Genomic DNA, 14,289 nt, shown 5'->3' with positions numbered 1-14,289 from the left:
TCAGTCTTGCATATGCAATATTGCAAGCGCAAGACTCGTGTATGCTGGTGGCATGGATGATGGACTTGCCGACCTGCTGCACCGCGTCGTCGCGACGTTTGGAGACCTCGCGCGGCGGCGCATTGCCTCCGGCCCCGGCCAGCTGACCTACACGCAGATCCGAATCATCGGCACGCTTGAGGAAGCCCCGGGCATGACACAGCGCGAGCTCGCCGACTCGGTAGGGCTCTCGGAGGCCGCGATGTCCCGGGCCTTGCGCGCTCTCCGCGATGAGGGCCTTGTCGACATCGTGGTCGATCCGACGCACGCGCGCAGGCGCCTCGCCACCGCTACCGCGGAGGGGCTGCGTCACTTCCATGACTCCGGTGCCGCGATCGCCGGGCAGCTGCGCGAGTGGCTCATCCGCGAGGGGTTCCCCTATGATCGATACCTCGCCGATTCGCAGCAGCTCGCCGATCTCCTCGGCCCGCTCAACCGGGCCGCCCCGCCTCGGGCGTCCATCGTCGCTACGGAGGGCGCTGCGGAGGGCGCTGTGCAGGGTGCCGCGGAATAACCGCCGGTGACCCCGCCGTAGTGTGGCGTGCGTGTGGCGATGGCGTGAATCTTTCGTATCGTGGCGTGCGTGCCAATTGTGTGGACGCCCGCGGTGCGGTGAGATGGTGATATCCGGCACTCCGCCGGATCGTTTTCTTCGGAGTCACACATACATGAAAACCTGGTTGCTGCTTCTCGCAGCGATTCTGACCGAGGTCACCGCCTCGGTAAGCCTGAAGGCCGCACAGACCCATCCCATCTGGTATCCGCTCGTCGTGATCGGCTACGTCGCCTCGTTCTATCTCCTCTCGCGCGTTCTGAAGCTCGGGCTCGGGCTCGGCGTCGCCTACGGAATCTGGGGTGCCACCGGAGTGGCCCTCACCGCCCTCGCCTCGGTGCTGCTGTTCGGTGAACCGCTCACGCCGCTGATGATCGGCGGTCTCCTCCTCATCATCGCCGGTGTCCTGGTGGTTGAACTCGGCTCGCAGCGTGCCCACACGGCGGCCGAAAATGCCGCGCGCATCGCGGCCGAGACCGGCGCTGCCGAGGCCCGCGCATGATCGCCGGAGTACTCCTCGGATTGGCCGTGCTGAGCGAGGTGGCCGCCACGGCCTCCCTGCGCGCCGCGGTGGACGGCAGCCGCCGCTGGTACATCCTCGTGGTTGGTGGCTACCTGACCGCGTTCTCCCTGTTTGCCGCGTCGCTCAGCGCCGGCATGCCGCTCGGCGTGGGGTACGGCATCTGGGCCGCGAGCGGTGTGGCCATCACCGCGGTGCTCGCAAAGTTCCTGTTCAAGGAGGCGCTCACGCCGCTCATGTCACTCGGCATTGTGCTCATCATCGGCGGGGTGGTGCTCGTCGAGGTGGGCTCCGCCACGGCTCACGTGGCGCTCGGCTAGTGCGCGCCGCCATTCGAAGCACCGCCATCGCACCCCATCGGGTTGCGGTGGCGGTGCCGCCCGGCGTGGGGCTGTTTGATCTCGCGATCCCGGCCGAGGTGTTTGGTGACGTTCGGATCGACGGCGTCTCCGCGTACACCGTGACCGCCAGCGCGATCGGCGAGGGCGGCCGGATCCCGATAGCCGGTGGATACTTTGCGGCCCAGACCGAAACCCTGGAAGAGCTCGAGCGCGCGGACACCATCATCGTGCCCGCGGGGGAGCGCATCGATGACCCGCCACCCGCCGTGCTCGTGGCCGCGATTCAGCGCGCTCACGCCCGCGGCACGCGCATCGTCGGTCTCTGCACCGGGGCCTTCACCCTTGCAGAGGCGGGCCTGCTCGATGACCAGATCGCAACGACCCACTGGCGCTATGCCGATGCCCTCGCCGAGCGTTATCCGCGGGTAAACGTCGATCCCCGCGTGCTCTACACGGTTCAGGATCGCGTGTTCACCTCGGCCGGAACCGCCGCCGCCATCGACCTCTGCATCGAAATCGTGCGGCGTGATCACGGTAGTACCGTGGCCAACGAGCTCGCCCGCGGCCTCGTAATGAGCCCGCATCGCGCGGCCGACCAGGCACAGTTCGTGCCGATTCCGGTGCCCGAGTGCACGGGCGAGAGCCTCGGGCCGGTGGTGACCTGGGCACGCGAAAACCTGGGCGAGCGGATCAGCGTGGGCGACCTCGCCGCGCGCGCACACGTGAGCGTGCGTACGATCATTCGCCGCTTCGAACGCGAGTATGCGCTCACGCCGAGTCAGTGGCTGCGGCTCGAACGCCTCCGTCGGGCACAGCAGCTCCTCGAAGAAACCGAACTCGGTATCGACGAGGTGGCGAGACAGAGTGGATTTGGTACCGGAACGAGCCTGCGCCAGGCCTTTGCCGAACGCCTCCACACCTCGCCGAACGCCTATCGGGGAGCGTTCCGCGCGAGGGTGAGCTAACGCGGCTACGGCTTGGGCGCGCGCAGCGAGCGGTCGAGAATGGTCAGAACCAGCGCGGCGCCGGTCAGTGCGGCCACGATCCAGCCGATGGTATTGAGCCCCGCATCGCTCGGTGCCTGGCCAAAAACGATGCCGATGATGCTCGAAGCGACGATGGCACCCATCTGCACGGAGGTACGGGAGAGCCCTGCGGCCACTCCGATCTGCCCCTCCGGCGCCTGCCGGTAGAGCGCCGCCTGGTTCGAGATTGAGGCGAGACCCTGCGGGAGACCGAAGATCGCGAGGGCAAGCAGAATCAGGAAGTACGGCGTATCCGAGGCGAGCAGGGTGAGCAGCAGGCCGCCCACCATTGAGGCCGCGGCCGAGATGATCAGCGGCAACCGGACGCGCTTAGCCCGCGCCACCAGCACCGAGCAGATCCCGGCGACGATGGCCGTCGGGATCTGGAACAGGCCGGCGGTGGAGGGCGCGAGCCCCACGTCCGTCTGCAGCCACTGGCTCATCGCGTACACGACGAGGTAGGAGCCGGTGAAGACCAACATGAGTCGCAGGTAGGTGCGCGCGAGCGGCCCGTTGTGCACGAGCATGCGCACGTCGATAAACGGCACCCGGGCACGGTACTCCCACCAGATCAGGGCGATCAGGGCGCCGGCGGCAATGGGGATAAGCCAGAACAGCTCGCTGCGCAGATCCAGAAGGAACAGCAGGAGCGCAACGATCGTGATCGCGAACAGGGCGAGCCCTGGCGGGTCAATCGCCCGCCAGGCGGAGACCGTGCGCGGGGCACGGACGCGGCTGCGATCCGCGGGCAGCCAGAGGACGGCGAGCACCAGTGCGATCAGCGCGAGCGGGATGTTGACCAGGAAGATGGACTGCCAGCCGAACGCGTGAATCAGGACGCCGCCGAGCACCGGGCCGATCGAGGCCGTCACGAGGCTCGAAATTGAGAGGCCAGAGAGCAGCGCCTGCGGTGCGGGTCGACCAAGGCGAGCCGACTGATCCGAGATCAGCGTCATCGCCGACGGATAGGCGGCCGAGGTGCCGAGGCCGAGTAGCAGGCGGGCGATCAGGACGCCACCAAAAGTGGGCACCAGTACCGGGATGACCCCGGCGGCGGCCACGATGAGCAGCCCGAAGAGGTAGATGCGGCGTGGACCGAAGGTGTCCGCGAGCTTGCCCATCGCGGGCTGACTGACGGCGCTCACCAGATAGAGCCCGGCGACCAGCCAGATCACCGTGGCCGCGGACACGCCCACGGCGTGCGCGATCGGGGTGAGGGCGACGGCGATCATCGTGGTGTTGATCGGGTTGAGGGCTGGGCCGATCAGGATGGGGATGGCAAAGCGTGGGCTGAACCCCACCGACTCGGCGCGGGCAAGATCAGCCGCGGTCTGTGGGCGGGTGGTCATGCGCGATCAAGACCAAACGCCACGCGCTCCATGAGTTCGACAGCTCGGTGCAGGGTGTCGCGCTCCTCGGCGCTGAGATCGCCGTCCAGGATCAGAGCGAAGTCGCGATCCCGAACCTGGTTGACCCGGTCCAGGACCGTCTGGCCGGCCTCGGTGAGGCTGATGAGATCCCGCCGGCCATCCCGCGGGTCGGGCTGCTTGGCCACGAGTTCGCGTGTCACCAGGTCGCCTACCACGGCGCCCATTGACTGCGGCCGCATCTGCTCGCGGCGCGCCAGATCGGCGATGCTTAGCGGCCCCTGCCGAAACACGAGACTCAATACTGCCTCGTGGGTGCGCCCCAACTCCTCGACGATCTCGATGCGGCGCAGCGAGCGGCGAAGTCGATCGACGTTGAGTCGAAACCGCTGGGCAGTTTCGAGTGAGGTCGGATCGGGGATCGGGGGATTCGCTGCTGTGGGCATGCCCCCAGCGTAAAACACAACAGGCAATCTTGCAAGTTTACCTGTCAAGTTGTACCGTGGGGACGACCGATGAGGAACGAGGAGCACCATGAACCCACCCGCACCCGGCGTCCTGCTGCGCGGCATCCGCGCGGGGGAGCGCCGAAGCCTGACGCACGCACCCGAACTGCGTACCGACGCCACCTTTCGGCTGGAGAGCCCGGCATTCGCGGCCGATGGGCCAATCCCGCTGCGATACGCGGGCACGGGGGTGGGCGACAACATCTCCCCGGCGTTCGCCTGGTCCGCGCCGCCCGCGGGCACCCGGAGCCTCGTGTTTCTGATCGAGGACGTGGACGTTCCGCTGCCGCGGCCCCTCATCCACACCATCGCGATTCTCGACGGCACACGCGACTCCCTCGCCGAGGATGAGCTCGCCCCCGGCCCCACCGACGACGACCGCGCCGACGTTTCCCTGATTCCCGCGGGCTTTGGCCGTCGGGGCTACGCGGGCCCGCGCCCCCTGCCCGGGCACGGCACCCACCGCTATGGGTTTCACCTCTACGCGGTGGACACTCCGCGATCCGCGCTGGCCGAGGCCGGATCCTGGCGCGAACTGCGCGGCCTCATCGCCGGGCATGTACTGGCCGCCGCGCACCACTTCGGAACCGCCGAGCGAGACGCGACGCCGCCGCGGGAGAAACGCGCGTCGCGGTGAGCGGATCACGGGGGTACATTAGAAACATGAGTGAGCTACAGCAACAGATCATTTCCGAGCTCGGCGTCCGGCCCACCATCGATGCGGCCGAGGAAATCGAGCGTCGAGTGGGCTTCCTGACCGACTACCTGCGCCGTACCGGTGCCCGCGGCTTCGTGCTCGGGATTAGCGGCGGTCAGGACTCCTCGCTCGCTGGCCGTCTCGCCCAGCTCGCCGTTGAGAAGCTGCGCGCCGAGGGAGTGGACGCCACATTCACCGCGATGCGCCTGCCCTACGGCACCCAGCACGACGAGGAGGATGCCCAGCTTGCGCTCGGCTTCATCGCCCCGGATCGCGCGCTCACCCTCAACATTCGTGGCGGAGTAGACGGTGTCGTGGAGGGCTTCCGTGAGGCCACCGGCGAGCTCATCTCCGACTTCAACAAGGGCAACGTCAAGGCCCGCATGCGCATGATCGCCCAGTATGCGATCGGAGGTGCAGACGGCGTACTCGTGATCGGTACCGACCACGCTGCCGAGGCCATCACCGGTTTCTACACCAAGTTTGGCGACGGCGGAGCCGACATTCTGCCTCTCTCCGGCCTGAGCAAGCGCCAGGGTGCCGCCCTGCTGCGCGAACTCGACGCGCCCGCCCGGCTGTACGAAAAGATCCCCACCGCGGACCTCCTGGACGAGGTGCCCGGCCAGACCGATGAGTCCAGCCTGGGCGTGCGCTACGCGGAGATCGATGACTACCTCGAGGGCCAGGAGGTCGACCCGGAGGTCGCCGCCGCCCTCGAGGCGCGATTCCTCGCGACCCGGCACAAGCGTGCCCTCCCGGTTACCCCGGATGACTCCTGGTGGCGCGCGGACTAGCCGCGTGAGAGCGGGGGCGGCGCTAGGCCAGGTCGCCCTCAATTTCGCTGAGCGCCCGGGCCGTCAGCAGCGTGCGCGGATGATCCGCACCGAGAATGCGCGAGCGGTCCTCCAGCAGCGCCCGGTAACGCGTGGCCGCCTCGCGCAGATCCCCGGACTGCCGGGTGATCAGAGCGCGCAGGCTGCGTGCGGCCAGGGCATCCGGGTGGTCCTCGCCAAGCACGGCGTCGCGGCACTCGATCACGTCATCCAGCTCGTGCAGGGCGCGCCGGATTTCCCCCAGGTGCCAGCGCTCGCGCGCGAGATTGAACCGGGTGCGCAGAATATCGGGATCGGCATTCGCGATCTCCTGGCGTCGGGACGTACCGGTCACCGGAATGTTTGCGACCTCGATCTCCAGGAGCCGGATCCAACGATCGCGCGCCAGCGAGTGCCGCCCGAGCTCGCAGGCGACGACGCCCAGATTGCCGAGGATGCGCAGGTCCGTTGCGGTCGGGTGCTCGGTGGCGGCATCCTGCAGTGGTTCGAGTACGGCTTCGGCTTCGGCGTACTGCCCCGCCTGGATATGCGCCACGGCCAGGGCATTGAGGATCGAACCCTCGCCAAATGGGAAGCCCTGCAGCAGGGCGATCGATTCCTCGTGGAGCCCGCGCGCGGTGAGATCCTGCGAGAGCTGAATCGCGAGGGATTCGCGTGCAGAGGACGATGCCTCGGCGAGATTCAGTGCCGCCCGCAGTACCTCGATGGCCTCGTCGAGTGCCCCCAGCTCACGCAGCGAGAGCGCGATGGCACCGCGGATCGCGAGCACCGAATCGGGCTCGCCCGTGCGCGCGAGCTCATCGTCGAGCAGTCGGAACTGGTAGAGCGCGGGCGCGTGCCGGTTTGACTGGCTCAGCCGTGCCGCCCAGCGCTCGCGCAGCGCCAGAATCACGGCGTTCTCCGCGTCGGGAGCCGCTTCGAGCCGGGAGAGTGCATCCGTATAGGCCTCGTCGACGGTGGAGGCGGGAAGCCCCAGCTCCTCCTCGCCGCGCTCAAACAGCGCGAGTCTGCGCCGCAGGACCGTGGCCAGGAGTTCCCCGTTCGGGTGTTCCGCGAGAACGTCGAGGAGGTCGGTATAGGCGATCTCGCTGTCGTCGAACCGCTCGAGCATTCCGAGCAGGAATGCGACGTCCTCCCGAGTGTCCAGCGTGCTTTCGGCGAGGGGCCCCTCGGACTGCTCGAGGGCGATCAGGGCCGCGCGATACCCCTCGAGGGCTCGCTCATAGTCGCCCTGAGCGGCCGCAATGCCCGCGGTCATCCGGTGACTGCGAATCGAATCCGGATGCAGCGGACCGAGCGCCGCGATTCTGCGCTCTCGCAGGTCTTCGGCGAGTTCGAGGGCCTGCGGATGCCGGTCGAGATCCGCGGTGAGGCGCACCCGGATCTCGCGGACGCGGAAGGCCGTGGGGGAGTCGGGCCCGAATGCCCGCTCGATATCGTGCAGGAGGGTGCTGGACTCCACCAGGGCGGCGTCCAGCTCACCCGAAAATGCCGTGGCGAGAATCCACTCGGTGCGTGCGCCAAGCGCCTCACTCGAATCGGCACCGTGCAGCTCCGCCCACTGCCTCGCAACCTGAGCCCAGAGATCCGCCGCCTCCTCGTCTCGATCGAGAAGGTACAGGAGCGATGCCTTGGCCGCGAGCGTCCGGGTGGCGTCCGGAGAGCCGGCCTCGTGCAGGGAGGCTTCGGCAATGCGCTCATCCAGAATTTCGAGGGCACGCTCGGGCCCCTCGGTCTGCAGCAGGTGAACCAGTTCGTCTCGAGACTCAAAGCTCATGGCGGCCTTTCGCTGGATGTGCGAATCAGCCTACCCCGTTCCCGACTAGATCGGGTGGGGCGTGTTTCGTTCGGGATCGGTCGCGGTGGCGGTGCGTGCCGAGGGATCGATGGCGGCCACATCGTCGATCAGCTGCTGGGTGCGGGTGTCCGCACCCAGGGCGGCGCCGGGGGAAACCGCCGGGGAGTCGACCCAGACCTCGGTGGGGGTGCCCGTGACGCGCGGGGAATCGGCCACGTCGGTGCGCCAACGCTGAATGTCTTCCTCGAAGATCTTCTTTGCACGGCGAGGTTTGTTCTGCCACTCGATCAGTCGGTCGCGGAACTCGGCGACCACCGGGTCGAGCTGAAACCCGAACGCAGCCGAGTTTCGCTTGAGCTCACCGAGCTGATGGGCCGACCAGTTTGCGGCGAGGGCCGCACCTGGAATGGGGAGCAGGCGCAGCGCGATATCCGCCTGGGCGACGGCACGATCGGCGAGGATCTGCTCCTGCGGGGAGAGCGAGGACCAAACGGCGGCCTCGGTCGAGGCATCAACCAGTGCGGCGATGGCGGCACCCTTGGCATCGCGATCGCGGCGGTTGATGAGCGCGCGAATGGCGCCGCGCACGATGAGGCCGGACACTATCACCGAGACCAGGATCGCGACGGCGGTGACCGCGGCGGAATAGAGGGCCGGCTGTGCATCGGCCGAACCAAACCAGGTGAGGAAGTCGTTCCAGGAGTCCATAATTCGCACACTACCCGCGAAATGGGGCATTGCCGTGCGCGATGGAGGCCGTGTCGGGAAATTTGGGTGGAACTCTCGGCCAGCGTTGTCCGCGTGTTACGGGTTACGTGGCACGGGCTAGTTGTGATGTGACTCGTCGTGGGCGCGCTAGGCGCAGCGCAGGCTGTCTACGGCATCGTCGGCGGACCAAAACTCACCGAGCGCGGTGAACGTCGAGTGGAGCGTGGAGAATCGCTTGGCCACAAAGACCGGGCCCTCGGGGGTCTCGCGTTCCTCGAGGTGGCCCACGATGCGGTCATCGAGCGCAACAACGCGCCACAGCGTGGGGCGTACAGGGTGCAGGCGCAGGCCGCCGTGGACCTGAATGAGCGTCGGAGTTGTCATGACACTCACGCTACGGGGAACCACCGACACGCCCAGGTTGCCGGGAAATACTCGTGAATAACACCCGAGATTTCTGGATCCGGAATGTGTGAGTGCCGCATCGGGTTATAGTCGCTGAGCACGCATCCGTCGCAGGATGTGGCAAAAGGGAGTGAGATCGTGAGCACAAGTTTTGTTCTGGCCGGTGGCTGTTTCTGGTGCCTGGATGCCGTGTATCGGACCCTCGACGGCGTGAGCGCCGTGGTGTCCGGATACACCGGCGGCAACGTTGCCAACCCCAGCTATGAGGCCGTCTGCACCGGGCACACCGGGCACGCGGAGGTTGTACGGGTGGAGTTCGACGAGTCGGTAATCCCCGCGGACATCATCCTCGACGCTTTCTTCACCCTGCACGACCCGCGCCAACTGAACCGGCAGGGGAACGACGTCGGTACCCAGTACCGTTCGGCAATGTTCTACACCGATGACGCCCAGCGTGAGCTGTTCGAGGCTGCACGCGACCGTGCGGCGGACATCTGGGACGGCGAGGTCGTGACCGAAATCTCCCCGCTGGGAGCGTTCTACAACGCCGAGGACTACCACCAGGACTTCTTCGCGAAGAACCCCGGGCAGGGCTACTGCCTCGCCGTTGCCGTCCCGAAGGTCAACAAGGTGCGTCGCCGGTTTGCGGAGTACATCGTTCGCTAGCGTGACGCGCTAGTTCTCACAGGAGCGGCCGAGTACGGGGTTTTCCCCAGTCTCGGTCGCTCCGTGGTTTCCGCCGGTGCCCGGCCGCACACTGGAATGAGTGACCGCTTCGAAACGCCACCACGAGACCGGCACACACGGCGTTTCGAGGTCGAGTCACGTTTTGCCCCTCCCCATGGTCAGAAGCGGGCACGTTTCATTCAGAACTCGCGCCGTGTCATGCTCCGCACACGCTTCCTGCGTACAATCGGAGGCGCGTGCGGATGAACCCGCGCGGCAAGACCGCTTATAAAAACCCCGTGTAATCAACCCGAAGGTGGACCAGTGAACGTGACCCGTACAGTACGAGCCGGGCTGATCCTCGCCGCCCTCACCCTCGCGGGGTGTACCGCCACGTCAGCCCCCGGCCCCTCCGCGTCGGCTCCGGCAACTGCCGCAGCTAGCGACACCCCGGCTCCTCCGGCCACGCTGCTTCCGGACGGCACCGCGCAGGACAACCTGCCCTTCTTCGATCAGACGAATCGCGCCACCGTCGCCGCGAACCCCGATGCCCTGGGCAAGGACTTCATCGACGGCCTGGTCGCCGCGGGCTTTGACAAGGCCACAATGCAGGTTTCGGAAGACAAAACCACACTGGGTAAGCCGGTAGACGCCATTGAGTTTGCCGTTCTGTGGAAGGACTCCTGCCTCCTTGGCCAGTTTGGCCCCACTGTCGGCGGCTACCACTCGAGCGTTCAGCCCAAGCTCGAGGCCGGCGGTTGCCTGATCGGAAAGACCCGCGCCATCAACTGGTAATCGAGCTGTAGGAAACCACACGCCGACGCGGGCAGACGCGGGGCACCTCGGCCCACTAGACTGGAGTCGATATGGCTGAATACATTTACTCGATGGTCCGCGCCCGCAAGGCGGTTGGCGACAAGGTTATTCTCGACGACGTCACCATGGCGTTCCTCCCCGGAGCGAAGATTGGTGTGGTCGGTCCGAACGGTGCCGGTAAGTCCACGATCCTGAAGATCATGGCGGGCCTCGACACCCCCAGCAACGGTGACGCAAAGCTCACCCCCGGCTTCACCGTCGGCATCCTGATGCAGGAGCCCGAGCTGGATGAAACCAAGACCGTACTGCAGAACGTGCAGGACGGCCTCGGCGAGATCAAGGTTCAGGTAGACCGCTTCAACGCGATCTCCGCCGAGATGGCCGAGCCCGATGCCGACTTCGACGCGCTGCTCGAAGAGATGGGCAAGCTGCAGGAGGCCATCGATGCCGCCGACGCCTGGGACCTCGACTCCCAGCTCGAGCAGGCCATGGACGCCCTGCGCTGCCCGCCCGGAGACGCCGAGATCGCTCAGCTCTCCGGTGGTGAGAAGCGCCGCGTTGCGCTCTGCAAGCTCCTGCTGCAGAAGCCCGACCTCCTGCTCCTCGACGAGCCCACCAACCACCTCGACGCCGAGAGCGTGCTGTGGCTTGAGCAGCACCTCTCCAAGTACCCCGGTGCCGTCATGGCCGTGACCCACGACCGCTACTTCCTCGACCACGTCGCGGGTTGGATCTGTGAGGTCGACCGCGGTCGTCTCTACCCCTACGAGGGCAACTACTCGACCTACCTCGAGAAGAAGGCCGAGCGTCTGCAGGTTCAGGGCAAGAAGGACGCCAAGCTCGCGAAGCGCCTGACCGAGGAGCTCGAGTGGGTTCGCTCGAATGCCAAGGGCCGCCAGACCAAGTCGAAGGCTCGTCTGGCCCGCTACGAAGAGATGGCTGCCGAGGCCGAGCGCACTCGGAAGCTGGACTTCGAGGAGATCCAGATCCCCGCCGGCCCGCGTCTGGGCTCGGTTGTACTCGAGGCGAAGAACCTCAACAAGGGCTTCGGTGACCGCACCCTGATCGACGGCCTGAGCTTCTCGCTGCCGCGTAACGGTATCGTCGGCATTATCGGCCCGAACGGTGTGGGTAAGACCACCCTGTTCAAGACCATCGTGGGCCTCGAGCCGCTGGATGGCGGCGAGCTGAAGGTCGGCGAGACCGTCAAGCTGAGCTACGTTGACCAGTCGCGTGGCGGCATCGACCCGGAGAAGACCCTGTGGGAGGTCGTCTCGGACGGCCTCGACTACATCCAGGTCGGAAACGTCGAAATCCCCTCGCGTGCCTACGTCTCGACCTTCGGTTTCAAGGGCCCGGACCAGCAGAAGAAGGCCGGCGTGCTCTCCGGTGGTGAGCGCAACCGTCTGAACCTCGCGCTCACCCTGAAGCAGGGTGGAAACCTCCTGCTGCTCGATGAGCCCACTAACGACCTCGACGTCGAAACCCTGTCTAGCCTCGAGAACGCCCTGCTCGAATACCCGGGTTGCGCCGTGGTCATCACCCACGACCGGTGGTTCCTCGACCGCATCGCGACCCACATCCTCGCGTATGAGGGCACCGAGGAGAACCCGGCGGCCTGGTACTGGTTCGAGGGTAACTTCGAGTCCTACGAGGAGAACAAGATCGAGCGCCTCGGTGCCGATGCCGCGAAGCCCTCGCGTGCAACGTACCGCAAGCTGACGCGCGACTAGTCGTTACCCGGCAGTCAGCGTGAACCACGGCGGCTCGTGGTGGGGTAACCCGCCGCGGGCCGCCGTTTTTATCCCCGATGGAGGTTTTGCATGAAGATTGATGTTCCCCTGAGCCTGCGCTGGGCAGACCTGGACGCCTACAACCACGTCAACAACGTCGAGTTTTTCCGGCTGCTTGAGGAGGCTCGCGTGCGTGTCTTCTGGACCCGTCAGCCGGGGGAGTCGGACCTCCCCGATGAGCTCGCGGTGATCTCGGCCGAGGCCGGATCCGGCATCATGACGCTCATCGGTTCGCAGCGCATCGAGTATCTCGCGCCCCTCGAGTACCGGCAGAAGCCGATCGTTATTCGGCTGTGGATTGCCCGCCTGGGTGGCGCCTCGATGGAGGTGCACTACGAGGTGCGCGACGGCTCAGCCCCCGAGGATCGCGTGTACGCCATCGCCTCGACCACGATGGTGCTGGTGGATGCCGCCTCCGGTCGCCCCATGCGCGTGCCGAGCGAGCAGCGCGAGGCGTGGACCCCGCTGCTTGAAGAACCGGTGAGCTTCCGCGATCGCTAGCCAACGCGAAAGGGCCCCGAATATTCGGGGCCCTTTTGCGTTGGGGAGGCTAGTCGCGTGCACCCGGCACGCGCACCATGCCCTCCTGGGCGATGCTCGCCACCAGGTTGCCCGCGCGGTCGTAGATCTTCCCGCGGGAGAGCCCGCGGCCGCCGCGGGCCGAGATCGACTCCTGCACGTACAGCAGCCACTCATCGGCGCGGGCGGGGCGGTGCCACCACATCGCGTGGTCGAGGCTTGCAATCTTCAGGTGCGGGGTGACCCAGGGCAGGCCGTGTGCGCGCAGGATGGGTTCGAGGATCGTGTAGTCGCTCGCGTAGGCGATCGCGGCGCGGTGCAGCAGGTCGTCATCCGGCATGGTGCCGTTGATGCGCATCCAGACCGCCTGGTGCGGGGTCTTCTCCTGCACGCTGAAGTAGATCGGGGTGGGGACGTGTCGGATGTCGAAGGCGCGTCCGGTCGCCCACTGCCGGGCCACCGGGTTGTCGACGCCGGCGAGTGCGTCGGCGGCGCTCGGGAGCGATTCCGGGTCCGGGATGTCCGTGGGCATCGGGTCCTGGTGTTCAAGCCCGGGGTCTTCGTCCTGGAATGAGGCGATCATCGAGAAGATCGGCCGGCCGGACTGGTACGCCTGGGTGCGGCGGGTACTGAACGAGCGGCCATCGTGGATGCGATCCACCGAGAAGGTGATCGGCAAATCGACGTTACCGGGGCGCAGGAAGTAGCCGTGCATCGAGTGTACAAAGCGGTCCTCTGCCACGGTGCGTGCCGCTGCAACCACGGCCTGTGCCAGCACCTGACCGCCGAACACGCGTCCACCGGGGGACCACTCGGACGGCCCGGTGAAGATGTCCTCGCTGGTGCGGGCACCGGTGTCGGTGAGGTCGAGTGCGCCGAGCAGGGACGCGAGCGGATCGGACATGAAACTCCTCGGGGGTGATGCGAACCGTTCCAGTTTAGGCCTCGACGCGCCAGCCGCTTGGGAATGACGCCGGGTCCCGGATAGTTTAGGGAGGTGATGGATACCTCCTTTACCCTTGCCGATGCCGAAACCCGATCCGATCTGACCGTGTTTGTGCAGCGTGCGCAACGGGTGGATCGCGAGGCAGTGCGCCTGCTCGGTGCCGGGCGTGTGCTCGCGGTATCGAGCCCCATTCTGGTGCCGCGCGGCATTCTCTCGAGCGGCCCGACGATTCTGGGGCTGCGCACGTTTGCGCTGGCCGAGGATGCCGCCTTCGACACCGTGGTGGCCCCTGCGTCCGTTCTGGAGCGGCTGGCCCGTCTCGATGCGCTGGGCACCGCACTGCACACGATCGGGCTGCCTCCTGCGGAGGTGCGTGCGTCGTGGTCGGGGATCGCCGCCCCGCGCGATGGCTGGGCACGCACCGGGAGTGTGAGCGCCGGCGTGCTGCGTGCCGGTGCCCGAGCCGGGGTGACCGAGATCGCCGCCGCCCTGCCGGATAACGCGGGGGACCCGATCGTCGCCGGTGTGCGCATGGGCGTCTGGGGCCGCGAACTTGAGGGGGCCGAATCGCTGCCCGCCGGTGTGGCGTTTGCCGCCGATGCGCTGGGTTTCCTCGGGCCGGATGACGCCGAGGAGCTCCCGATCTTCGAGTCTGGCTCCTGGACCAGAATTTCGAGCCTCCGCGGGCACGTGCTCGTTCGTCGCGCCGGCGGCGGTCTGCTGGTCGGCTAGTGCCGGGTCTCGGGCAGGCTCGCTG

17 protein-coding genes are annotated in these 14,289 nt (G+C 66.9%); 11 read left to right on the top strand and 6 right to left on the bottom strand.

Translation table 11 applies throughout. The features are described from left to right. Positions 1-52 precede the first annotated feature (52 nt). The 4 genes from D9V32_RS11155 to D9V32_RS11140 all read left to right on the top strand — a co-directional run bounded on the left by D9V32_RS11155 (position 53) and on the right by D9V32_RS11140 (position 2,418). Positions 53-553, top strand: coding sequence for a MarR family winged helix-turn-helix transcriptional regulator (locus D9V32_RS11155; RefSeq protein WP_121648984.1), 501 nt, complete (start codon positions 53-55; stop codon positions 551-553). A gap of 154 nt (positions 554-707) precedes the next feature. Further along, entirely contained in the window at positions 708-1,094 is a 387-nt protein-coding gene (locus D9V32_RS11150; protein WP_121648983.1) for a DMT family transporter, read from the top strand. Continuing rightward, on the top strand, positions 1,091-1,432 hold the full coding sequence (locus tag D9V32_RS11145) for a DMT family transporter (RefSeq protein ID WP_342772579.1): 342 nt from the start codon (positions 1,091-1,093) through the stop codon (positions 1,430-1,432). The genes D9V32_RS11150 and D9V32_RS11145 overlap by 4 nt, the downstream gene beginning before the upstream one ends. After that, entirely contained in the window at positions 1,432-2,418 is a 987-nt protein-coding gene (locus D9V32_RS11140) for a GlxA family transcriptional regulator (RefSeq protein WP_220700698.1), read from the top strand. The genes D9V32_RS11145 and D9V32_RS11140 overlap by 1 nt, the downstream gene beginning before the upstream one ends. Before the next feature lie 5 nt (positions 2,419-2,423). Here the strand turns inward: D9V32_RS11140 and D9V32_RS11135 are convergent, their stop codons facing one another. After that, complete coding sequence (locus tag D9V32_RS11135) at positions 2,424-3,827, bottom strand: MFS transporter (RefSeq protein WP_121648982.1); 1,404 nt, start codon at positions 3,825-3,827, stop codon at positions 2,424-2,426. Beyond that, positions 3,824-4,291 (bottom strand): MarR family winged helix-turn-helix transcriptional regulator, encoded by a 468-nt coding sequence (locus tag D9V32_RS16255; RefSeq protein WP_183086284.1) that lies wholly within the window; start codon positions 4,289-4,291, stop codon positions 3,824-3,826. The genes D9V32_RS11135 and D9V32_RS16255 overlap by 4 nt, the downstream gene beginning before the upstream one ends. An 88-nt stretch (positions 4,292-4,379) precedes the next feature. Here D9V32_RS16255 and D9V32_RS11125 point away from each other — a divergent pair, with 88 nt between their 5' ends. Continuing rightward, entirely contained in the window at positions 4,380-4,988 is a 609-nt protein-coding gene (locus D9V32_RS11125) for a YbhB/YbcL family Raf kinase inhibitor-like protein (RefSeq protein WP_121648980.1), read from the top strand. 26 nt (positions 4,989-5,014) lie between these two features. Continuing rightward, complete coding sequence (gene nadE / locus D9V32_RS11120) at positions 5,015-5,842, top strand: ammonia-dependent NAD(+) synthetase (RefSeq protein WP_121648979.1); 828 nt, start codon at positions 5,015-5,017, stop codon at positions 5,840-5,842. A 22-nt stretch (positions 5,843-5,864) separates the two neighbouring features. Here the strand turns inward: nadE and D9V32_RS11115 are convergent, their stop codons facing one another. The 3 genes from D9V32_RS11115 to D9V32_RS11105 form a co-directional block, all read right to left on the bottom strand. Next, positions 5,865-7,658, bottom strand: coding sequence for a tetratricopeptide repeat protein (locus tag D9V32_RS11115; RefSeq protein WP_121648978.1), 1,794 nt, complete (start codon positions 7,656-7,658; stop codon positions 5,865-5,867). A 45-nt stretch (positions 7,659-7,703) separates the two neighbouring features. Next, entirely contained in the window at positions 7,704-8,387 is a 684-nt protein-coding gene (locus D9V32_RS11110; protein WP_121648977.1) for a hypothetical protein, read from the bottom strand. Between the two features lie 147 nt (positions 8,388-8,534). Further along, positions 8,535-8,771 carry a hypothetical protein gene (locus D9V32_RS11105; RefSeq protein WP_121648976.1) on the bottom strand — a complete coding sequence of 79 codons (237 nt, stop codon included), beginning with the start codon at positions 8,769-8,771 and terminating at the stop codon, positions 8,535-8,537. A gap of 156 nt (positions 8,772-8,927) precedes the next feature. On the opposite strand from D9V32_RS11105, the gene msrA reads away from it, so the two are divergent. The 4 genes from msrA to D9V32_RS11085 all read left to right on the top strand — a co-directional run bounded on the left by msrA (position 8,928) and on the right by D9V32_RS11085 (position 12,568). Then, a complete protein-coding gene (gene msrA, locus D9V32_RS11100; RefSeq protein ID WP_121649080.1) occupies positions 8,928-9,458 on the top strand; it encodes a peptide-methionine (S)-S-oxide reductase MsrA in 531 nt (176 codons plus the stop codon). 330 nt (positions 9,459-9,788) lie between these two features. Continuing rightward, positions 9,789-10,253, top strand: coding sequence for a DUF6993 domain-containing protein (locus tag D9V32_RS11095; RefSeq protein WP_245982274.1), 465 nt, complete (start codon positions 9,789-9,791; stop codon positions 10,251-10,253). A gap of 71 nt (positions 10,254-10,324) precedes the next feature. Beyond that, positions 10,325-12,007: an energy-dependent translational throttle protein EttA gene (gene ettA, locus D9V32_RS11090; RefSeq protein ID WP_121648974.1), complete on the top strand. Its 1,683-nt coding sequence runs from the start codon at positions 10,325-10,327 to the stop codon at positions 12,005-12,007. A 90-nt stretch (positions 12,008-12,097) separates the two neighbouring features. Then, the gene (locus tag D9V32_RS11085) at positions 12,098-12,568 is read left to right on the top strand and encodes an acyl-CoA thioesterase (protein ID WP_121648973.1); all 471 of its coding nucleotides are present in this window, start codon (positions 12,098-12,100) and stop codon (positions 12,566-12,568) included. Between the two features lie 49 nt (positions 12,569-12,617). On the opposite strand, the gene D9V32_RS11080 is transcribed toward D9V32_RS11085, so the two are convergent. Continuing rightward, complete coding sequence (locus D9V32_RS11080; protein WP_121648972.1) at positions 12,618-13,490, bottom strand: acyl-CoA thioesterase; 873 nt, start codon at positions 13,488-13,490, stop codon at positions 12,618-12,620. A 96-nt stretch (positions 13,491-13,586) separates the two neighbouring features. On the opposite strand from D9V32_RS11080, the gene D9V32_RS11075 reads away from it, so the two are divergent. Further along, on the top strand, positions 13,587-14,264 hold the full coding sequence (locus D9V32_RS11075; RefSeq protein WP_121648971.1) for a DUF8185 domain-containing protein: 678 nt from the start codon (positions 13,587-13,589) through the stop codon (positions 14,262-14,264). Positions 14,265-14,289 lie beyond the last annotated feature (25 nt).

It is taken from the genome of Mycetocola tolaasinivorans, from assembly GCF_003667565.1.
GTDB classification, from domain to species: domain Bacteria; phylum Actinomycetota; class Actinomycetes; order Actinomycetales; family Microbacteriaceae; genus Mycetocola; species Mycetocola tolaasinivorans.
The sequence above is the reverse complement of the archived record's forward strand: the minus strand, read 5'-3'. Positions and strand labels throughout refer to the sequence as shown.